An 18,684-nucleotide genomic window follows, 5' to 3' on the forward strand; every position below is an offset into this window, starting at 1 on the left:
TTGTGCAAGCGCGCTGAATCGTTACACTCAAATCCGTTCTCTCGCTCCACAACAACAATAACCAAGGACGCCACCATGAATTTCAAGACGACCCTGCTCGCCGGTCTGCTCGCCCTGTGCACCACCGGTTTCGCCCAGGCCGACGCCCAGCATCCCAAGATCGGCTTCTCCATCGACGACCTGCGCCTGGAGCGCTGGGCCCGTGACCGCGACTACTTCGTCGCCGCCGCCGAGCAACTCGGCGCCAAGGTCTATGTGCAATCCGCCGACGCCAACGAGCAGCGCCAGCTGTCGCAGATCGAGAACCTGATCTCTCGCGGCGTGGATGCCATCGTCATCGTGCCGTTCAACGCCACGGTGCTGAACAACGTGGTGGCCGAGGCCAAGAAGGCCGGGGTCAAGGTGATCTCCTATGACCGCCTGATCCTCAACGCCGACATCGACGCCTACATTTCCTTCGATAACGAGAAGGTCGGCGAGATGCAGGCCGGTGGCGTGCTCAAGGCCCAGCCCAAGGGCAACTTCTTCCTGCTCGGCGGCGCGCCCACCGACAACAACGCCAAGATCCTCCGCCAGGGCCAGATGAAGGTCCTGCAGCCGGCCATCGACAAGGGCGACGTCAAGATCGTCGGCCAGCAGTGGGTCAAGGAGTGGAACCCGACCGAGGCCCTGGCCATCGTCGAGAACGCCCTGACCGCCAACGACAACAAGATCGACGGCATCGTCGCCTCCAACGACGCCACCGCCGGCGGCGCCATTCAGGCCCTGGCCGCGCAGAAGCTGGCCGGCAAGGTCGCCGTGTCCGGTCAGGACGCCGACCTCGCGGCCATCAAGCGGGTGATCGCCGGGACCCAGACCATGACCGTCTACAAGCCGCTCAAGCTGATCGCCTCCGAGGCGGCCAAGCTGTCGGTGCAACTGGTGCGCAACGAGAAGCCGGCCTTCAACTCAAGCTACGACAACGGCACCAAGAAGGTCGACACCCTGCTGCTCACCCCCACCGAGCTGACCAAGGCCAACGTCGACCTGCTGGTCAAGGACGGCTTCTACACCCAGGCCCAGATCGACGGCAAATAACCACTGGCCACCGGCTGGCCGTCTGACGCCTGGCGTCGGGCGGCCCCTGGGCAAGGAGCGGCCATGGCCGACTATCTGCTGGAAATGCACGGCATCGCCAAGAGCTTTGGCGGGGTGCGGGCGCTGGACGGCATCGATCTCAAGGTGCGTCCGGGCGAATGCGTAGGGCTGTGCGGCGAGAACGGCGCCGGCAAGTCCACCCTGATGAAGGTCCTGTCGGCGGTCTATCCCCACGGCACCTGGGAAGGCGAGATCCGCTGGGACGGGCGTCCGCTGGAAGCCCAGTCCATCGCCGAATCCGAGGCGGCCGGCATCGTCATCATCCACCAGGAACTGACCCTGGTACCCGATCTGTCCGTGGCCGAGAACATCTTCATGGGCCACGAACCGCGTCGCTTCGGCGGGCGGCTGGACTATCCGACCATGCTGCAGCGCTCGGCCGAGCTGATGCGCCGGCTCAAGGTGCCGGACATGAACGTGGCCCTGCCGGTGTCCCAGTACGGCGGCGGTCTGCAGCAACTGGTGGAGATCGCCAAGGCGCTGAACAAGAACGCCCGGCTGCTGATCCTCGACGAACCGACCTCGGCGCTCACCACCTCCGAGATCGCCGTGCTGCTGGACATCATCCGCGACCTCAAGGCCCAGGGCGTCGCCTGCGTCTATATCTCGCACAAGCTCGACGAGGTGGCGGCCATCTGCGACACCATCACGGTGATCCGCGATGGCAAGCACATCGCCACCACGCCCATGGCCGAGATGGACATCGACCGCATCATCACCCAGATGGTCGGCCGGGCCATGACCAACCTCTATCCGCAGATCCCCCACCAGGTCGGCGAGGTGATCTTCGAGGCGCGTCACTTCACCTGCCTGGACGTCGACAATCCCCAGCGCAAGCGCGTCGACGACGTCTCCTTCGCCGTGCGCGCCGGCGAGATCCTCGGCATCGCCGGGCTGGTGGGCGCCGGGCGCACCGAACTGGTCTCGGCCATCTTCGGTGCCTACGACGGCCGCTACGAAGGCGAGGTCTGGCTCAATGGCCAGCGCATCGATACCCGCACCCCGCTGAAATCCATCCGCGCCGGCCTTTGCCTGGTACCGGAGGATCGCAAGCGCCAGGGCATCATTCCCGACCTGGGCGTGGGCTCGAACATCACCCTCACGGTGCTGGACAGATTCGCCCACCTGAGTCGCATCGACAGCGAGGCGGAACTGTCCTGCATCGACACCGAGATCGCCCGGCTGCAACTCAAGACCAGCAGCCCCTTCCTGCCCATTACCGGCCTCTCCGGCGGCAACCAGCAGAAGGCGGTACTCGCCAAGATGCTGCTGGCGCGACCCAAGGTGCTGATCCTCGACGAGCCCACCCGCGGCGTCGACGTCGGCGCCAAGTTCGAGATCTACCGGCTGATCGGCCTGCTCGCGGCGGAGGGCGTGGCCATCGTCATGGTCTCCTCGGAGCTGGCCGAGGTGCTCGGCGTCTCCGACCGGGTACTGGTGCTCGGCGAAGGCCGGCTGCGCGGCGATTTCCCCAATGAGAATCTGACCCAGGAGCGGGTACTGGCCGCGGCCCTGGGCACCACCGAACGGGCGGTCGCCCAAGCCCGGGAGCACTTCTGATGCACGCCGTGAAACAGCTGTTCACCCGTTACAAGATGCTCGCCCTGCTGATCGCCGTGGCCCTGATCTGGCTGTTCTTCAGCTGGCAGACCGAAGGCGGCTTCGTCACCCCGCGCAACCTCTCCAACCTGCTGCGGCAGATGTCCATCACCGGCATCCTCGCCTGCGGCATGGTGCTGGTGATCATCGCCGGCGAGATCGACCTCTCAGTGGGCTCGCAACTCGGCCTGCTCGGCGGGGTGGCGGCGATACTCGACGTCACCTACCACGTGCCCCTGCCGATCACCCTGCTGGCGGTGGCCGCCGGCGGTCTGCTGATCGGCCTGATCAACGGCTACCTGAGTGCCTATCGGGGGATACCGTCGTTCATCGTCGGCCTCGGCGGCATGCTGGCCTTTCGCGGAGTGCTGCTCGGTCTCACCGGCGGCGTCACCGTCGCCCCGGTGTCGCCGGAGCTGGTCTACCTCGGCCAGGGCTATCTGCCGCCGGTGGTGGGCAGCGTCCTGGGCGTGCTGCTGTTCGCGGTGGCCGTGGTGCTGACCTGGCGCCAGCGCAGCAAGCGCAAGACCCTCGGCCTCGCCCTGGCGCCGCTGTGGCGCGACGTGCTGCGGGTGGTGGTGATCGGCGCGGTGCTGGTGGCCTTCATCCAGACCCTCAACCGCTACGACGGCATCCCAGTGCCGGTGCTGATCCTGCTGGTGCTGCTCGGGGTGTTCAGCTACATCACCAGCCAGACGGTGTTCGGCCGGCGCATCTATGCGGTGGGCAGCAACCTGGAAGCCACGCGGTTGTCGGGCATCAACGTCCAGGCGATCAAGCTCGGCATCTTCGGCCTGATGGGCGTGATGTGCGCCCTGGCCGGTCTGGTCAACACCGCCCGCCTGGCCGCCGGCTCGCCCTCGGCCGGCACCATGGGCGAACTGGACGCCATCGCCGCCTGCTTCATCGGCGGCACCTCCATGCGTGGCGGCTCGGGCACCGTCTACGGCGCCCTGCTCGGCGCCCTGGTGATCGCCAGCCTGGACAACGGCATGTCCATGCTCGATGTGGACAGCTACTGGCAGATGATCGTCAAGGGCAGCATCCTGGTCCTGGCGGTCTGGGTCGACGTCAGCACCCGCACCAGCCGGCGCTGAGCGGCATGGCCAGGGGTGGATGAGATTGCGCCGTCATCCACCCTGCGCCAGAGTCCCCACCTTACTCCGAGTGACCCCCTCTCCCTCAGGGAGAGGGCCGGGGTGAGGGCGCGCAGCCAACACTCACGCTCTCCGGCAAGCTCCGTCCGTAGCGTGGAAAACCGCGGAGCCTTTTCCACTGGCTGGCTCGGGATCTGCGGTGGATGAGGCTGCGCCGTCATCCACCCTACGGCAGTGCTACCCCTTCACTCCAGGTGACCCCCTCTCCCTCAGGGAGAGGGCCGGGGTGAGGGCGCGCAGCCAACACTCACGCTCTCCGGCAAGCGCCGTCCGTAGCGTGGAAAACCGCGGAGCCTTTTCCACTGGCTGGCTCGGGATCTGCGGTGGATGAGGCTGCGCCGCCATCCACCCCACGACAGTGCCACCCCTTCACTCCAGGTGACCCCCTCTCCCTCAGGGAGAGGGCCGGGGTGAGGGCGCGCAGCCAACACTCACGCTCTCCGGCAAGCTCCGTCCGTAGCGTGGAAAACCGCCAGGCCTTTTCCACTGGCAGGCTCGGGATCTGCGGTGGATGAGGCTGCGCCGTCATCCACCTTACGGTAGAGCTACCTCTCCACGCCGTAGCGGCCCCTCTCCCTCAGGGAGAGGGCTGGGGTGAGGGCGACTCAGCCAACGCTCAATCCCCGCGGCCAACTCCCCTCAACTCTCGAACCGCTGCACCCGCGGACCACGCTGGCGCAGGTCGGCGAGGCTTGCCGGGCTGAGGGTGCCGAGCGCCCGGTCGAGATCGCGCTGCAGATCCTTGATCACCGTGGCCAGGGTGGCCGTGCATTCCAGGCTGCACAGGGGAATCGCCTTGGTGACCGTGACTGCACGGGCCGTGTCGGTGACGGTGAACAGCAGGGTGCGATCGGCGCGCCGCGGGACGGCCAGGCAGGAGTGCGGACTGAAGGCGGTGATCAACATGTCGATGGCGTCTTGCATGGGCCGTTCATCCTTGGCGTGACCGGGGAAGCGTCCGCGTCAGACGCCCCCAGGCGCTGAAAGGTTCATTCCAGAGCGCTGGCGTGGGCATGAAGCTGTCCTGCACGCAGGATCGCTCGGCGGCGGAACGCCTGCCGGCTGTCCCGCGGCCGCGACCCGCAGTCCCCACCGGGAGGGTTCCAGGCGCAGTCCGGCCCGGCTGCTGTGGACACGCGGGACGCCGCGCCATCCATCCCGCGCCTTTGACGCCCGCGCCGGGCTGCGGCAGAGTGCGCGCCCTTTTGGTGGTGCGGAGTCGGCGATGAATGCGGTGGTGGTGGCGGTAGGACTCATGCTGATACTGAGTCTGGCCCGGGTGCATGTGGTGGTGGCGATGATCGCCGGGGCGGTGGCCGGTGGCCTGGTCGGCGGCCTGGGCCTGGAAGGCACCCTGCTGGCCTTCAATGCCGGCCTGGGCAATGGCGCCAAGGTGGCGCTCTCCTATGCGCTGCTGGGCGCCTTCGCCGTGGCCATCAGCCAGTCGGGGCTGGCGCACATGCTGGCCGATCGCGCCCTGGCGCTGATGGAGCGGCAGGCCAGCCAGGGCGGACGTTCGCTGCGCTGGGCGCTGCTCGGTCTGCTGCTGGCGGTGTCCATCGCCTCGCAGAACATCCTGCCCATCCACATCGCCTTCATCCCGCTGCTGGTGCCGCCGCTGCTCTATGTGCTGACGCGCCTGGAGCTGGATCGCCGGCGGCTGTCCTGCGTCATGACCTTCGGCCTGATCGCCCCCTACATGTTCCTGCCGGTGGGCTTCGGCAGCCTCTATCTGCACGACATCCTGCTGGCCAGCGTCGCCCGCGCCGGCGTGGACGTCAGCGGCGTGGACCCCAGTCGCGCCATGCTGCTGCCGGCCCTGGGCATGGTGGTCGGCCTGCTGCTGGCGGTCTCTGTCAGCTATCGCCGGCCGCGCCGCTACGACCTCAGTCTGGTCGCCCGCACCGAGCGGGCCGACCGCCCCTACAACGGCCGCACCCTGCTGGTGGCGCTGGTCGCCGTGATCGCCGCCTTTGGCGTGCAGCTCTGGCTGGACTCCATGATCCTCGGTGCCCTGGTCGGCTTCGTGGTTTTCACCGCCACCGGCGTGGTGCGCTGGCGCGAGGCGGACGAGCTGTTCAGCGAAGGCGCGAAGATGATGGCGGTGATCGGCTTCATCATGCTCACCGCCGGCGGCTTCGCCGAGGTGCTGACCGCCACCGGCCAGATCAAGGACCTGGCCGCCACCGCCGCCGGCCTGATCGGTGACAACCGCGCCCTGGGCGCGCTGCTGCTCCTGCTGCTGGGCATGCTGGTGACCCTGGGCATCGGCTCGTCCTTTTCCAGCGTGCCCATCCTCGCCGCCATCCTGGGGCCGCTGTGCCTGCACCTGGGCTTTTCGCCGCTGGCCATCGTCTGCCTGATCGGCACCGCCGGCGCCCTGGGCGACTCGGGTTCGCCAGCCTCGGATTCCACCCTGGGCCCCACCTCGGGTCTCAATGTGGACGGCCAGCACAGCCATATCTGGGACACCGTGGTGCCGTCCTTCCTGCACTTCAGCCTGCCGATGCTGTTGTTCGGCTGGGCGGCGGTGCTGCTGCTGTAACCGGCGATTGCCGCCCGGGCGCAAAGCCCCGGCCGGGCGGGTCCAAGGCCTACAGCCCAGGAGCCATCCCATGTCCAGCCCCACCTTCAGTGTCGAACCCCTCACCGCCGCCGACCTGCCGGCCACCACCGAGGTGGTGCGCCTGGCGTTCGCCACCTGGATGGGCGCCGCCGAGCCGGGCGAATTCTGGAATGACCGCGACTATGTGCGCAGTCGCTTCGCCGCGCCCCACACCACCTGGTTCAAGGCCCTCGACGGCGAGCGCCTGGTCGGCGCCGTCTGCGTCACCCGCTGGGGGCGCCACGGCATCCTCGGTCCGCTGGCGGTGCACCCGGACTACTGGGACGCCAAGGTGGCCAAGGCGCTGATGGGCGCCGCGGTCGAGCGGCTCGACGCCTGGCAGCTGGTGCACGCCGGACTCTTCACCTTTCCCGACAGTCCGCGGCACCTGGGGCTCTACCAGGGCTTCGGCTTCTGGCCGCGTACCCTGACCGCGGTGATGGGGCGGCCGCTGCAGGCGCAGCCGGCGCCGCCGGCGCTGCGCCTTTCCCGGTCGGCCGAGCCCGACCGGCTGCTGGCGGCCTGCGCCGAGGTGGGCCGGGCCAATGCGCCAGGGCTGGATGTCTCCGCCGAGATGGCCGCGGTACGTGAACAGCAGCTCGGCGAGAGTCTGCTGCTGCAGGACGCGCAGGGCCGGGCGGAAGGCTTCGCCGTCTGCCATTTCGGGCCCCACAGCGAGGCGGGCACCGGGGTCTGCTATGTGAAGTGCGCGGCGGTCCTGCCCGGTGCGGGGGCGGAGGCGCGCTTCGCCCGGCTGATCGCCGCCTGCGATGGCCTGGCCCGGGACCATGGCCAGCAGCGCCTGCTGGCCGGCGTCAACACCGCCCGCCTGGGGGCCTACCGCTGGCTGCTGGCGGAAGGGTTTCGCAGCGAGATCCTGGGCATCACCCTGCACCGGGGCGATGCCCATTACGATCATCCCGAGGTCTGGCTGCTGGACGACTGGCGCTGACCGATCGGCAGAGCGGCGACCGTGAAAAAAAGGCTCTGGAATGGGCTAAAGAGCGAAGCGGCGAGGCCGATACAGGGACTCGGATCGCGCGCAGCCCTTGCCGCGGCTGCTCCCTCTGAGGATTCGCTCATGGCCTTGCTCAAGCACTACTCGATCATGCGCGCGCTGGATGTCCTGGCCGCGGCGACGGAGACCGCTACCCCCCTGGCCGAGAGCGGCAGCTTCCAGGGCGATCCTGCCCTGGCACGCCTGGCCAAGGGGCTGCAGGCGCTGCTGGTACAGCAGCGGGAATTGCAGCAGCAGGTGCAGACGCTGAGTCAGGACAATGCCGCCCTGACGGCGCGCATGGCCGAAAGCGAGACGCTGGCCAAGCGCCTGGGGACCCGCTTCGAGCTGGTCAGCCAGGGTTCCAGCGAAGGCCTCTGGGACATGGAGGTGGTGGCCGGCGATCCGGTCAATCCGCGCAACGCCTTCTGGTGGTCGGATCAGTTCCGCGCCATGCTCGGCTTTCGCGATGAACGCGATTTTCCCAGCGAACTCGGCAGCTGGGCCAAGCGCCTGCATCCGGAGGACAGCGCCTGGGTGCTGGACGCCTTCGCCGCGCACATGAAGGATCGCAGCGGTCAGACCCCCTTCGATGTCCAGTATCGCATCGCCCTGAAGTCCGGCGAATACCGCTGGATGCGCGCCACCGGCGCCACCCTGCGCGACGAGCGCGGCGTACCACTGCGGGTGGCTGGCTCCCTGCGCGACATCCATGACCAGCGCCTGCGCGATCAGGAACTGGACGTCACCCTGACCCGCTTCGAATTGGCGCGGGAGATGCTCAATGACGGCCTCTGGGACATGGAGGTGATCGCCGGCGATCCGCTCAACCCCAGAAATCCCTTCTGGTGGTCGCCGCAATTTCGCCACCTGCTCGGTTACGAGACCGTCCAGGAGTTTCCCGATGTGCTGGACAGCTGGGCCTCACGCCTCTATCCGGACGATCGCGAGCGGGTACTGGAAGCCTTCGGTGCCCACATCAATGACCGCAGCGGTCGTACTGGCTTCGACATCACCTATCGCCTGGTGCTGAAGAACAACGAGGTGCGCTGGTTCCGCGCCCGTGGTCAGACCCGGCGCACCGCCGATGGCACGCCGTTGCGGGTGGTGGGCGCGCTGGCCGATGTCCATGCCCTGCACGAGCAGGAATCCTTGCGCGGCAACCAGGAAGACCAGCACCGCACCATGGAAGAGAATCTGCAGAAGGTGACCGAGATCGTCGGCTCCATCCAGGGCATCGCTGCCCAGACCAACCTGCTGGCGCTCAATGCCGCCATCGAGGCCGCCCGCGCCGGTGAAGCCGGCCGTGGCTTCGCCGTGGTGGCGGACGAAGTACGCAAGCTGGCCACGCGCACCTCGGAGGCCACCCAGCGGGCGGCCGACACGATCCGCAAGTAAGAGCGCCTGGCTTCAGGCGTCGCCGGCGGTCGCCTTCTTGCGTGACCGACTGCGCGGCTTGGGTGCCGGCGGGGCGACGCTGCTCTGAATGCCGCCGACTTGGGTCAGGTTGTCGTCGGGCTGGTCTTCCAGCTCGCGGTTGGCCTGAAACCAGTGTTCGAAATCCTGGCCATGGGGGCGACCTTCGCGTTCCCAGATTTCATAGGCGCGCTGGCGGATGCGTTCTTCGAGTGTCATACCGGTAACCTCTGGCAAGGGGGCAGGGGAGCACGGTCGGCAACGCCGGTGCTCTTCCTGACTAGGCCCGGGTTGACCGCGAAAAGTTTCTCCAGCGCCCCGGTGCTTTGGTTCAGCGTGTCGCTTGCAAGGCTCTGGCACGCCGTTTCGGCGGCCAGGACCGCTCGTCGGTGTGCGGCTAACCCTGCCAGGCGCGCCGATAGGCACCCGGTGCCACCCCGTAGGCCTGCTTGAACTGCCGATTGAGATGGCTCTGGTCGGCGAAGCCCAGTTGCAGGGCCACTTCCAGCGGGGCCCAGCCGGCGCGCAGCAGGCCCTGGGCACGGGTCAGGCGCTGCTGCTTGAGCCAGGCGTGGGGCGGCAGGCCTGTCGCCCGGCGGAACACCCGCAGGAAATGAAAGGGCGACAGCCCCACGGCCTGGGCCAGTTCTTCGAGACTGGGCGGTTGCTGCAATCGCTGGCCGAGCAGTTCGCGGGCGCGCTGCACCGCCAGGGGTTCGCGGCCCGGCTGCGGGATGGCTCCCAGGCAGGCGTGGCGGCCGAACAGCAACAGCAGCGCCTCGCGCCAGGCGGCCTGCTGCTCCAGCGCCTCGGCGCCATGGTCGGCCAACCGATGCAGCTGGCTGAAGGCCGCACTCACCTGGGGATCATGCAGCACGCTGGTGGCGAAGGCCGGGGTAGCGTCCAGCGGGCGTCCCAGTTCGGCGAAGACCGGCGTCAGCTGCGCCAGCGTCGGATAGAAGCCGCGATACTGCCAGCCTTCCGCGACCGCTGTCGCGCCGGTGTGCAACTCGTCCGGATTGATCAGCACCATGCTGCCGGCCGCGGCCAGGTGTTCGGCGCCCCGGTGGCGAAAGCGCTGGGCCCCGCGCTCGATCACGGTGAACACATAGCCTTCATGCACATGGGGTGCGAAGCGCTGGTGGCGATAGCGGGCGTGCAGCAGCTCGACGCCACCCAGCCCGCGGGCCGACCAGAGGCGGGCATTTTCCTGTTGTCCGTTCATGGCTCTCTCGTGGCACCGATCGGTTCCATCCTGGCGCTAGAGGAGCCAGCGTAGCAGGTAGAACACACCCATGCTGAGGATCACCGTGGTCAGCACCCGCCGGGTCCAGAGCATCAGCCCCACTGCGGTCAGGGCCGCCAGCAGGTAGGGATCGACCAGGGTCGCGGCCAGCGACGTTTCGCCGGAGAACAGGATGGGGCCGCAGATGGCGGTGAGCATCCCGGGCACGGCGAATTCCAGGAAGGTGCGTAGATGGCGTCCCAGGCGCAGCGGCAGGCGCGGTTCGAGAAAGAGATAGCGATTGCAGAAGACCAGGACGGCCATGCCGAGCACGGTGGCGAGGATCATGGCAGGCGCTCCCGCAGGCGGCGCACCCCGAAGCCCACACTCATCCCCGCCAGGCCGCCCAGCACCAGGGCGCCCTGCCACTGCAGGTGATGCAGCCACACCGACACCAGTAGCGCGGTGAGCACGCAGGCCACGGTGGCCAGGTCGCGTACCAGGGGCACCACCAGGGCAATGAAGGTGGCGGCGATGGAGAAGTCCAGGCCCAGGGCGCCCAGATTGGGCAGCACCCGCCCCAGCAGCAGCCCGGCCAGGGTGAAGAGATTCCACAGCAGATAGAAACTCAGGCCCATGCCCAGGGCGCGCCAGCGATCGAAGCCGGCCGGTTGCTCGGCATGGTTCAGGGCGAAGAATTCGTCGGTGAGCAGAAAGCCGAAACCCAGCCGCCAGGGCAGCGGCTGGGGCGCCAGGACACGTCTCATGTGCAGGCCATAGAGCAGGTGCTGGGAGGTCAGCAGCAGGGTGGTCAGCAGGATGGCGGCGAGGCCCGCGCCGGCCTTGAGCATGCCCAGGGCCACCAGTTGCGCCGCCCCGGCGAACACCAGCAGGGAAAAGGCCTGGCCTTCCAGCACGCTGAGTCCGGTCTCGATGGCCAGGGCGCCGACCAGGATGCCCCAGGGCGCGCAGGCCAGCGACAGCGGCATGATCTGCCAGGCGCCCTGGAGAAAGGCGCGGCGGCGGGAAGCGGTCATCGGCAGGGCTCCGGAAGGCAGGGGATGCCCAGGGTGCCGCACCGCGTCGCCGCCGTCTTGAACGTTCTTGCGCTGTGGCGCCCTCAGCCTTCCAGCAGGGCGAACAGCTCCAGGTACTGCCGGGTCAGCTTGTGGCCTGGGTCGAGGTGGATCAGCGGGCGATGCTGCTGGTGGGATTCGCGCATCTTCACCGACGACATCAGCGGCGCCGCCAGCACCGGCAGGTCGCGCGCCTGGAGTTCCTCGATCAGCTGGCGCGGGGTGCTGGCCTGGGCGTGGTACTGGTTGATGATGATGCCCTCGACCGTGAGCTTCTCGTTGTAGTCCTCGCGGATCTCCTCCAGCTCCTCGATCAGGTCGTACAGCGCCTGCTGGGCGAAGACATCGCAGTCGAAGGGGATCAGGCAGCGGTCGGCGGCGATCAGCGCCGAGATGCTGTAGAAGTTCAGCGCCGGCGGGGTATCCAGGTAGATGCGGTCATAGTCTTCGCCGAGCTTGTCGAGGTACTTGGCGAGTTTCTGGATCTTGTACTTGGCTTCGAGCTTGAACTGCAGCTCGCTCAGCTCGCCCGAGGCGGCGATCAGATCCAGGTTCGGCCAGGCGGTGGCGTGGATGTTGGCCTGGGCCTTCTTGCCGCCGCTCAGGGTCTGCTTGAAGAAGTCGGCGATGCCGTGGGGCAGGTCGTCGCCCACCTGGCCGGTGAGGTACTGGCTGGAGTTGGCCTGGGGATCGAGATCCACCAGCAGGGTGCGATAGCCCTCGTGGGCGCTGATGGCCGCCAGGTTGCAGGCGATGCTGGACTTGCCGACACCGCCCTTCTTGTTGAAGACCACGCGGCGCAGGGCATGACCAGAGGGAGAGCTGTGTGCGTTCATTGAGTCGTCCCGACAGAGAGAAGAGGCCAGAGGTGCAAAGGTGTGGCGGTGGCGTTTCGCTTATACCGAAAGGCCAGGCGCAGACGATGACGAATTTATGGCCGTTGCATGACATTCATATGACGAGCCTAGCGCAGCGGTGGAACCTTGGCGTCTGCCCGGCCTTCGAACCCGGCAAGCTCCCGTCGAGAATCCGCCATGAATGCCCGCCGACTCCCTGCCTTGCTGCTGCTCGCCTGCGCCCCGCTGACCCAGGCCGCCAACGATACCCAGTCGCCGGTCCCGGTGCCGGGTGCCCCCGCCCAGACCGATACCCGAGTGCTCGAAGCCGGCGCCGACGTGCTGCAGCGCAAGCCGCCCATCGCCGCCCTCAACACCTATCTGGACGGCTTCCATTTCTACAACGGCCACCCCGATAGCCAGATGGAAGCTCACCACTATTGCAGCGTCCTGGGCGAAGAGATGTTCCAGTGCGTGATCTACGACGGCAATGTCGCCGATGCCAAGCTGATGGGCGTCGAGTACATCATCAGCGAGCGGCTGTTCAAGACCCTGCCCGCGGCCGAGAAGGCGCTCTGGCACAGCCATGTGCATGAGGTGAAGTCGGGTCAGCTGGTCGCGCCCGGCGTGCCCCAGGTGGCCGAGCACCGGCTGATGGACAAGCTGGTGCATACCTACGGCAAGACCTGGCACACCTGGCATACCGATCAGGACCTGCAGCTGCCGCTGGGCGTGCCCCAGCTGATGATGGGCTTCACCGCCGATGGCCAGCTCGATCCCAAGCTGCTCGCCGAGCGTGACCGCCGCCTGGGCGTCTCCTCCACCGAGACCAAGGCCGCCCGCGCCGATCTGCCCACGCCCACGGTCGTCCCCGGCGCCGATGCCTGGCAGCAGGGCAAGATCATCCAGCTGCAGGACCCCACCGGCCAGCTGCACGAGCACGCCGGCGAGCACACCGAAAAGGGCGTCAACGCCAGTTCGAACAAGCGCTGAAGGTAGGTTAGGCTCCAGTCGGGAACCTGACCGGAGTCCGCCATGCCGTTGCCCATGCTGCAGACGCCCCGCTTGCTGCTACGCCCCTTGCAACTGGAGGATGCAGAAGCGATCCAGCGGATCTTTCCGCAATGGGAGATCGTGCGGTACATGACCGCGCATATTCCCTGGCCTTACCCGGAAGATGGCGCTCGGCGTTTCTTGCAGGACATCGCTTTGCCAGGCATGGCGCGGGGTATTGAATGGCACTGGTCACTGCGCCTACGTAGCGATCCAGAAGTCCTGATCGGCGTCATCAGCCTGCATGACGAGCCAGATAACAATCGCGGTTTCTGGCTTTCTCCAGTTTTTTGGCGACAGGGGCTCATGAGTGAGGCCTGCGCTGCGGTGAATACCTTTTGGTTCGAGGACCTGCAGCGCCCGTGTATGCGTGTGCCCAAGGCAGCCTTGAACGACGGGTCGCGGCGTTTATCGCACCGCGAGGGGATGCGCCTCATGGCACAAGACGAATCCGACTATGTTTGCGGCAAATTGCCCTCAGAGTTGTGGGAGCTGAGTAGGGAGGTCTGGTTGCTGACGCGAAAGAAGCGGGATTAGGCGCCTGGCCCTCCACGCGCTGCCGTCCCACAGGCGTGGCAGAAATGCGCGAAGGCACTCTTGCGGGTCTGGCAGGCGCCGCAGTGGTCGTGCAGGCCGATGCCGCAATGGGGGCAGAAATCGATCCCCGGGTCCTTGAGGTCCACCGGTCGCTCGCAACCCGGACAGACGCCCTTGGCCAGCCGCGCCAGGGCGGTGTCGTAGTGCAGCTCTTCGCGTCTGACGGTGTCCGGCTGGGCTTCCTTGAGCGCCAGACGCGCGCGATAGTCCTGCAGGGCGCGGATGGCGTAGCGCCCGCCCAGGACGGTCAGCAGGATGCCCACCAGATAGCGCACATAGCCGCCATAGCTGGGTAGATAGGGCACCAGCTCGACGAAGAAGGCGAACAGCGCGAAGAAGATGAAGCCCCAGACGAAGGGCCACCAGGTGCTCTTGCGTTGGCGGACGAACAGCCAGGCCGCCACCGCCAGCAGGGGCAGGGTCAGCGCCAGGCGATAGAGAAAGACCCGCAGCTCGGCCTGCTGGCGCGCCTCCAGCCAGGCCGACTGCGCCGACTCACCGAGGGTGGCCAGACTGCGCTGCGCATTGTCGGCGCGCTGCTCGGCATCCAGCAGCGCCTGCTGCTGGCGTTCCACCTCCTGCTCCGCCACCCGCTCGCCGGCCTTGAGTTCGTCCAGGGCGCGGCTGCGGGCGATCAGTTCGGCGTCCTGCTCGGGGCGCTGGGTGGTCTGGCGGGTCGCCAGCCAGTTGTCGAAGGTCTCGCGATTGGCCTGGTAGCTGCTCGCGGCCGCGGTCTGCCGCAGTTGCGCCTGTTCCAGGGCGTCGCTGGCCTGACGACTGGCCAGCTGGGCCTGGCGCTGGTCTTCCCGGGCCGCGGCGGTGGCGGCAGGGTCCATGAAGTCTTCCAGACGCTGCTGCTGCTCCACCTGGGGCAGATCGCCGACCAGGGTGCCGCCCAGGCCGATGAGAAAACCGGCGAACACCAGCGCCAGCAGCCAGAGGCCGCGGTTGAACCATTTTTCCGAAAGTCGCAGCGATTTGCCCATGGGTCCGTCCTGGTCGAAAGAAGGCTCAGCTTAGCCGCTCCTGCGGCGCTCCGTTCAGGCCAGCTTGATCGCCACCACCCCGGCGACGATGGCCAGACCGGCGCAGATGCGGCCCAGCGGCAGGCTTTCATGCAGCCAGAAGACCCCGATCAGCAGGGCGAACAGCACGCTGGTCTCGCGCAGCGCCGAGACCAGGCCGATGGGCGCCTGGGTGGTGGCGACGATCACCAGGCTGTAGGCCAGCATCGACATGACGCCGCCCGCCAGCCCGGCGCGCCAGTGCGGACCGAGCCCGGCGAAGGCCGTGGCGCCGCGGCTCAGCCGCAGGACCAGCGCCGCCACCACGCCGTTGACCGCGAACAGCCAGAGGGCATAGGCCACGGCATTGCCACTGGCGCGGGCGCCGAGGGCATCGGCCAGGGTGTAGGCGGCGATGAAGCTGCCGGTGGTGAAGGCGCAGACCAGCAGCGCCGGGCTGGGTGGCGTGCCGCGCCGAGCGCCGAGCAGCGCCATCAGGGCGAGCCCGGTCACCAGCAGGCCGAGGCCGAGCAGGGCGGGTGCCGAAAGCCTTTCGCCGAGGGCGAGAAAGGCCACCAGGCTGACCAGCAACGGCGCGCTGCCGCGAGAGAGGGGATAGACCTGGCCGAGATCGCCATAGCGATAGGCGCGGGCGAGAAAAGCGTTGTAGCCGATGTGCAGCAGGGCGGAGAGGGCGATCCACGGCCAGGCCACGGCGGGCGGCAGGGCGACGAAGGGCAGCGCCAGCAGCGCGGCAAGGCCGGCGCCGATCTGGATCAGGCTGGCGGTGAGAAAGCGATCGAGGCCGATCTTGAGCAGGGCGTTCCAGCCGGCGTGCAACAGGGCGGCGAGCAATACCAGGGCGAACAGGGGCGTGGTCACGAGGCCTCCGGCCAGGCGGGTCCATCAGTCTAGCCCAGGGCGCCTTCCAGGAGGCCGCCCATGGCGCCGGAACCCTGGACGTTCCACACTGGCAGCCGTGTTTCGCTGCCGCGCCAGGATGGCTGCCATGAATCCCTCTGCTTCTCTTCCGCCCGTGACACCACGGCATGGCGCGGTCGGCCTGGCGCTGGTCGCCGGCCTGTCGCTGCTGGCCGGCATGACCGATGCCATCGGCTTTCTCGCCACCGGCGATTTCGTTTCCTTCATGAGCGGCAATACCACCCGTCTCGCTGCCGATGTGGCGGCAGGCCGCTGGGCCGCCGCGGGGCACCTGGCGCTGGCCATCGGCACCTTCGTGCTGGGCAATGCCGGCGGTGTGCTGCTGCAGCGGCTGACCCGCCAGCGCGCCTGCCTGCTGCTCGGCCTGCTGGCCCTGCTGCTGGTGCTGGCGGCCAGCCTGCCCCTGGGCCACCTGGCGCTGCTGACCGGGGTGTTCGCCATGGGCATGGTCAATGCGGTGGTGGAGCAGGTCTATGGCCTGCCCATCGGCCTCACCTATGTCACCGGCGCCCTGTCGCGTTTCGGACGCGGCCTGGGTCACTGGCTGCTGGGCGAACGCCGCCGCGGCTGGCGCATCCAGCTGGTGCCCTGGCTGGGCATGCTGCTCGGCGGGGTGTTGGGCGCTGCGCTGGAGGCGGGACTGGGCCTGGCGGCCTGGTACGCCAGCGCGGCCCTGGCCGCCATCCTGGCGGTGATCTTTCGCCTGATCCCGCGAGCCTGGCAACTGGGTTATCTGGCGTCATGAGCGCAGCGACCCAGACCCTGGGCGTCAGCCCCCGCGATCCCGAACTCGGTCAGGCCAAGGTGCGCCTGGCCTTCATCCTGCCCGCCTCGGCCTACATCATCGGCGCCTGGGCCTGGGGGCTGTTCGACACGTCCATCCTGCTGGCCAACCTGCTGTGCTACGCCCTGTTCGCCGTGGCGGCCGTCGGCCTGTTCTTCGAGATCCGCCGGCGACCGGGAGTGAAGCCCTGGCGGCGCCTGCTGGCCATGAGCCTGGACTTCAGCGCCATCACCTTTTCCTCCATCACCAGCGGCGAGGCCCTGCTGCCGCTGTTCGGCGTGCTGCTCTGGGTCACGGTGGGCAACGGCCTGCGCTATGGGCGTGGCTACCTGCTGCTGGCCACCGGGCTGTCGCTGACCGCCCTGACCGCCATCATCGCCGGGATGCCCTTCCTGCAGCGCTATCCCACGGTGGCGCTGATGATGCTGGTGACCGCGCTGCTGGTGCCCGGTTACGTGCATTTCCTGCTGGCCCGCATCCAGGATTCGCTGCGCGAGACCCAGGCGGCCAACCTGGCCAAGGCGCGCTTCCTGGCCCAGGCCAGCCACGACCTGCGCCAGCCGATCCACTCCATCGGCCTGTTCACCGCCTGCCTGCGCGACGGCCAGCTGAGCGCCGATCAGGGGCGGTTGGTCGACAACATCGACCGCTCGCTGCTCGGCGTCGAGCAGCTGTTCCGCTCGCTGCTGGACATCTACACCCTCGATCAGAAGCAGGTCAGTCCGCGGCGCACGGTGGTCGATCTGGATAGCCTGTTCGGCGACCTGGTGCGGCAGAACGCCGAGGCGGCGCGCTGGGCCGGGGTGGAGATTCGCTGGCGTGCCTGTGGCCTGCAGGTCTACAGCGACCCGGCGCTGCTGCTCACCTCGCTGCAGAATCTGCTGTCCAACGCCCTCAAGTACGCTCCGGGCAAGCCCCTGCTGCTGGCGGTGCGCCGCCGCCAGGGCCAGCTCGCCCTGGTGGTCTACGACCAGGGGCCGGGCATCGCCGCCGAGCACCTGCCGCACCTGTGCGAGGAATTCTATCGGGTGCGGGAAACGCGCGATCGCGACATCGAGGGCGTCGGCCTGGGGCTGTCCATCGTGCAACGCATCGCCACCCTGCTCGAGTTGCGGCTGACCATCCGCTCGCGCCTCGGTCGCGGTACCGCGGTCGCGCTCCAGGGCCTGCCGCTGGCCACCCTGCCGCTGGAGGCGCGGCCACGACCGGTGAGCGGACCCCAGCACCTGCTCGCCGGCTGGCGGATCCTGCTCGTCGAAGACGATGCCAATGTGCTGCTGGCCACCGCGACCCTGCTGCGCAGCTGGGGCTGCGAGGTCACCACCGCCACCAGCACCCCCTCCGGCGCCGTGAGCTGCGACCTGGTGATCACCGATTTCGATCTGGATCGCAGCGCCTCGGGCGCCGATTGCATCGCCTATCTCAATCGGCTGCAGGGCCGGCGTATTCCGGCCATCGTGGTGACCGGCCATGACATCCCCCAGGTGCAGCAGGCGCTGGGCGACGCCGAGATCCCGGTGCTGGCCAAGCCGGTGCGACCGGCGGAATTGCGAGCCCTGCTGCTGGCCTTTCGCGTCGCGGCTAGCTGAGTGAGCGCTGGGCGCCGAGACCGGCCTTGGCGCCGAAGGCGGCCGCCGCCGCGCGGCTGCTGACGCCCAGGGTGCGCAGCAGGGCGGAGACATGGATACGCACGGTAAAGGGCGAGATGGCCAGGATCCGGGCGATCTCCTTGTTGCTCAGGCCCTGGGTGATCAGGCCGAGCACCTCCAGTTGCCGCGGCGTCAGCGCCTGCACCCGGCTATCGGGCGCCAGGTTGACCGGGGCCAGGCTCGGCATGGCATAGCGCACCACCGGTTGCCCGGCGAGGCAGTCGGCGATCGCCTCGGCCATGGCCGCTGGCGGCAGCGCCTTGCCGATGAAGCCGTCCACGCCGGCTGCCAGGATATGTTCGATCACCGTGGCGTCTTCCAGCATCGAGACCACGATCAGGGTGCTGCGCTTGAATTCCTGGCGCAGGGCGCGCAGCGAAAAGCTCAGGTCCTGGCCAGGATAGAGCAGGTCCAGCAGCAGCCCGCTGGGCGGCTCGCCCTGGCGTGCCAGTTCCAGGACCTGTTGCAGGCTGTCTGCCTGTTCCACCCGCGCCTGAGGCTGCAGCTGCCGCAGGATGCGCACCAGGCCTTCACGAAACAGCGGATGGTCGTCGGCGACGATGAAACGTTGCATCTCTGGCTATCCTGGGGCCCGGAACACCGGTCG

Annotated in this window: 18 protein-coding genes and 2 pseudogenes; 11 read left to right on the forward strand and 9 right to left on the reverse strand. The window is 68.1% G+C overall.

The features are described from left to right. Positions 1–75 precede the first annotated feature (75 nt). From xylF to QMX82_RS06290, 3 genes are all read left to right on the forward strand, one after another. Positions 76–1,077 carry a D-xylose ABC transporter substrate-binding protein gene (gene xylF / locus QMX82_RS06280; RefSeq protein ID WP_059229005.1) on the forward strand — a complete coding sequence of 334 codons (1,002 nt, stop codon included), beginning with the start codon at positions 76–78 and terminating at the stop codon, positions 1,075–1,077. Between the two features lie 63 nt (positions 1,078–1,140). Beyond that, positions 1,141–2,697, forward strand: coding sequence for a D-xylose ABC transporter ATP-binding protein (gene xylG, locus QMX82_RS06285; protein WP_208693554.1), 1,557 nt, complete (start codon positions 1,141–1,143; stop codon positions 2,695–2,697). Beyond that, complete coding sequence (locus QMX82_RS06290; RefSeq protein ID WP_282281549.1) at positions 2,697–3,833, forward strand: sugar ABC transporter permease; 1,137 nt, start codon at positions 2,697–2,699, stop codon at positions 3,831–3,833. The genes xylG and QMX82_RS06290 overlap by 1 nt, the downstream gene beginning before the upstream one ends. 699 nt (positions 3,834–4,532) lie before the next feature. On the opposite strand, the gene QMX82_RS06295 is transcribed toward QMX82_RS06290, so the two are convergent. After that, positions 4,533–4,817, reverse strand: a complete 285-nt coding sequence (locus QMX82_RS06295; RefSeq protein ID WP_133862013.1) for a hypothetical protein — start codon at positions 4,815–4,817, stop codon at positions 4,533–4,535. 301 nt (positions 4,818–5,118) lie between these two features. Between QMX82_RS06295 and QMX82_RS06300 the strand changes: the two genes are divergently transcribed. The 4 genes and pseudogenes from QMX82_RS06300 to QMX82_RS25975 all read left to right on the forward strand — a co-directional run. Then, positions 5,119–6,438, forward strand: a complete 1,320-nt coding sequence (locus tag QMX82_RS06300; RefSeq protein WP_208693556.1) for a Na+/H+ antiporter family protein — start codon at positions 5,119–5,121, stop codon at positions 6,436–6,438. Positions 6,439–6,508: 70 nt separating this feature from the next. Continuing rightward, positions 6,509–7,450, forward strand: a complete 942-nt coding sequence (locus QMX82_RS06305; protein WP_282281550.1) for a GNAT family N-acetyltransferase — start codon at positions 6,509–6,511, stop codon at positions 7,448–7,450. A 429-nt stretch (positions 7,451–7,879) separates the two neighbouring features. After that, positions 7,880–8,599, forward strand: a pseudogene (locus QMX82_RS25970) (PAS domain-containing protein); the annotation flags it as partial. Positions 8,600–8,626: 27 nt separating this feature from the next. Further along, positions 8,627–8,884, forward strand: a pseudogene (locus tag QMX82_RS25975) (methyl-accepting chemotaxis protein); the annotation flags it as partial. Between the two features lie 21 nt (positions 8,885–8,905). Here QMX82_RS25975 and QMX82_RS06315 read toward each other — a convergent pair. From QMX82_RS06315 to QMX82_RS06335, 5 genes are all read right to left on the reverse strand, one after another. After that, a complete protein-coding gene (locus QMX82_RS06315) occupies positions 8,906–9,130 on the reverse strand; it encodes a DUF2934 domain-containing protein (RefSeq protein ID WP_007159825.1) in 225 nt (74 codons plus the stop codon). Between the two features lie 178 nt (positions 9,131–9,308). Further along, a complete protein-coding gene (locus QMX82_RS06320) occupies positions 9,309–10,136 on the reverse strand; it encodes an AraC family transcriptional regulator (RefSeq protein ID WP_208693559.1) in 828 nt (275 codons plus the stop codon). 36 nt (positions 10,137–10,172) lie between these two features. After that, complete coding sequence (locus QMX82_RS06325) at positions 10,173–10,484, reverse strand: AzlD domain-containing protein (RefSeq protein ID WP_282281552.1); 312 nt, start codon at positions 10,482–10,484, stop codon at positions 10,173–10,175. Next, a complete protein-coding gene (locus tag QMX82_RS06330; protein ID WP_273805703.1) occupies positions 10,481–11,173 on the reverse strand; it encodes an AzlC family ABC transporter permease in 693 nt (230 codons plus the stop codon). The genes QMX82_RS06325 and QMX82_RS06330 overlap by 4 nt, the downstream gene beginning before the upstream one ends. 83 nt (positions 11,174–11,256) lie before the next feature. After that, positions 11,257–12,015, reverse strand: coding sequence for a ParA family protein (locus QMX82_RS06335; RefSeq protein ID WP_133862059.1), 759 nt, complete (start codon positions 12,013–12,015; stop codon positions 11,257–11,259). Positions 12,016–12,246: 231 nt separating this feature from the next. Here QMX82_RS06335 and QMX82_RS06340 point away from each other — a divergent pair, with 231 nt between their 5' ends. Beyond that, positions 12,247–13,041, forward strand: coding sequence for an OBAP family protein (locus QMX82_RS06340; protein ID WP_282281553.1), 795 nt, complete (start codon positions 12,247–12,249; stop codon positions 13,039–13,041). Between the two features lie 42 nt (positions 13,042–13,083). Further along, positions 13,084–13,638, forward strand: a complete 555-nt coding sequence (locus tag QMX82_RS06345; RefSeq protein WP_282281554.1) for a GNAT family N-acetyltransferase — start codon at positions 13,084–13,086, stop codon at positions 13,636–13,638. Here QMX82_RS06345 and QMX82_RS06350 read toward each other — a convergent pair. After that, positions 13,635–14,684, reverse strand: a complete 1,050-nt coding sequence (locus tag QMX82_RS06350; RefSeq protein ID WP_282281555.1) for a serine endopeptidase — start codon at positions 14,682–14,684, stop codon at positions 13,635–13,637. The two genes, QMX82_RS06345 and QMX82_RS06350, sit on opposite strands and share 4 nt — an antisense overlap. A 54-nt stretch (positions 14,685–14,738) precedes the next feature. Next, on the reverse strand, positions 14,739–15,584 hold the full coding sequence (locus QMX82_RS06355) for an EamA family transporter (protein WP_282281556.1): 846 nt from the start codon (positions 15,582–15,584) through the stop codon (positions 14,739–14,741). A 127-nt stretch (positions 15,585–15,711) separates the two neighbouring features. On the opposite strand from QMX82_RS06355, the gene QMX82_RS06360 reads away from it, so the two are divergent. Continuing rightward, complete coding sequence (locus QMX82_RS06360) at positions 15,712–16,389, forward strand: YoaK family protein (protein WP_208693566.1); 678 nt, start codon at positions 15,712–15,714, stop codon at positions 16,387–16,389. Then, positions 16,386–18,017, forward strand: a complete 1,632-nt coding sequence (locus QMX82_RS06365; protein WP_282281557.1) for an ATP-binding response regulator — start codon at positions 16,386–16,388, stop codon at positions 18,015–18,017. Before QMX82_RS06360 ends, QMX82_RS06365 begins: the two co-directional genes overlap by 4 nt. On the opposite strand, the gene QMX82_RS06370 is transcribed toward QMX82_RS06365, so the two are convergent. Then, positions 18,010–18,651 carry a LuxR C-terminal-related transcriptional regulator gene (locus tag QMX82_RS06370; RefSeq protein WP_282281558.1) on the reverse strand — a complete coding sequence of 214 codons (642 nt, stop codon included), beginning with the start codon at positions 18,649–18,651 and terminating at the stop codon, positions 18,010–18,012. The two genes, QMX82_RS06365 and QMX82_RS06370, sit on opposite strands and share 8 nt — an antisense overlap. Positions 18,652–18,684 lie beyond the last annotated feature (33 nt).

The sequence above is a fragment of the Pseudomonas sp. PS02302 genome, assembly GCF_029959585.1.
GTDB classification, from domain to species: Bacteria; Pseudomonadota; Gammaproteobacteria; order Pseudomonadales; family Pseudomonadaceae; genus Chryseomonas; species Chryseomonas aestiva.

Bases quoted from the DNA above. Each gene is read 5' to 3' on its own strand.
- QMX82_RS06295 (WP_133862013.1), bottom strand. From the start codon at position 4,817: ATGCAAGACGCCATCGACATGTTGATCACCGCCTTCAGTCCGCACTCC.
- QMX82_RS06305 (WP_282281550.1), top strand. From the start codon at position 6,509: ATGTCCAGCCCCACCTTCAGTGTCGAACCCCTCACCGCCGCCGACCTG.
- QMX82_RS06290 (WP_282281549.1), top strand. From the start codon at position 2,697: ATGCACGCCGTGAAACAGCTGTTCACCCGTTACAAGATGCTCGCCCTG.
- QMX82_RS06365 (WP_282281557.1), top strand. From the start codon at position 16,386: ATGAGCGCAGCGACCCAGACCCTGGGCGTCAGCCCCCGCGATCCCGAA.
- QMX82_RS06315 (WP_007159825.1), bottom strand. From the start codon at position 9,130: ATGACACTCGAAGAACGCATCCGCCAGCGCGCCTATGAAATCTGGGAA.
- QMX82_RS06300 (WP_208693556.1), top strand. From the start codon at position 5,119: ATGAATGCGGTGGTGGTGGCGGTAGGACTCATGCTGATACTGAGTCTG.
- QMX82_RS06360 (WP_208693566.1), top strand. From the start codon at position 15,712: ATGAATCCCTCTGCTTCTCTTCCGCCCGTGACACCACGGCATGGCGCG.
- xylF (WP_059229005.1), top strand. From the start codon at position 76: ATGAATTTCAAGACGACCCTGCTCGCCGGTCTGCTCGCCCTGTGCACC.
- QMX82_RS06350 (WP_282281555.1), bottom strand. From the start codon at position 14,684: ATGGGCAAATCGCTGCGACTTTCGGAAAAATGGTTCAACCGCGGCCTC.
- QMX82_RS06370 (WP_282281558.1), bottom strand. From the start codon at position 18,651: ATGCAACGTTTCATCGTCGCCGACGACCATCCGCTGTTTCGTGAAGGC.
- QMX82_RS06320 (WP_208693559.1), bottom strand. From the start codon at position 10,136: ATGAACGGACAACAGGAAAATGCCCGCCTCTGGTCGGCCCGCGGGCTG.
- QMX82_RS06325 (WP_282281552.1), bottom strand. From the start codon at position 10,484: ATGATCCTCGCCACCGTGCTCGGCATGGCCGTCCTGGTCTTCTGCAAT.
- QMX82_RS06330 (WP_273805703.1), bottom strand. From the start codon at position 11,173: ATGACCGCTTCCCGCCGCCGCGCCTTTCTCCAGGGCGCCTGGCAGATC.
- QMX82_RS06345 (WP_282281554.1), top strand. From the start codon at position 13,084: ATGCCGTTGCCCATGCTGCAGACGCCCCGCTTGCTGCTACGCCCCTTG.
- QMX82_RS06340 (WP_282281553.1), top strand. From the start codon at position 12,247: ATGAATGCCCGCCGACTCCCTGCCTTGCTGCTGCTCGCCTGCGCCCCG.
- xylG (WP_208693554.1), top strand. From the start codon at position 1,141: ATGGCCGACTATCTGCTGGAAATGCACGGCATCGCCAAGAGCTTTGGC.